Origin of the sequence: Rothia nasimurium (assembly GCF_928382285.1) — a bacterium.
GTDB lineage: Bacteria > Actinomycetota > Actinomycetes > Actinomycetales > Micrococcaceae > Rothia > Rothia nasimurium_E.
Genome location: NZ_CAKMSS010000035.1, coordinates 1 through 379, shown reverse-complemented (window position 1 = coordinate 379; position 379 = coordinate 1). Strand labels below are relative to the sequence as shown.

Annotated in this window: 1 protein-coding gene; it reads left to right on the top strand. The window is 64.1% G+C overall.

What is annotated here, in order from left to right; all coding sequences use genetic code 11:
• Positions 1–148 precede the first annotated feature (148 nt).
• Positions 149–379 (top strand): mercuric resistance transcriptional repressor MerD (merD, locus tag L6758_RS10945; RefSeq protein ID WP_237218657.1); only part of this gene is annotated, 231 nt, incomplete at its 3' end.

The following is a 379-nucleotide window of genomic DNA, read 5'->3' as shown; positions in this document are numbered from 1 at the left end:
ATCCGCAACCGCATGACGGTGCAGGAACTGGCCGACCAGTTGTTCCCCTACCTGACAATGGTCGAGGGGTTGAAGCTTGCGGCGCAGACCTTCAACAAGGACGTGAAGCAGCTTTCCTGCTGCGCTGGATAAAAAAAGGAGGTTTTCAATGAGCGCCTACACCGTGTCCCGGCTGGCCCTTGATGCCGGGGTGAGCGTGCATATCGTGCGCGACTACCTGCTGCGCGGATTGCTGCGTCCGGTGGTGTGCACCCCGGGCGGCTATGGCCTGTTCGATGATGCCGCCTTGCAACGGCTGTGCTTCGTGCGGGCGGCCTTCGAGGCGGGCATCGGCCTGGACGCGCTGGCGCGGCTGTGCCGGGCGCTGGATGCTGCGGAC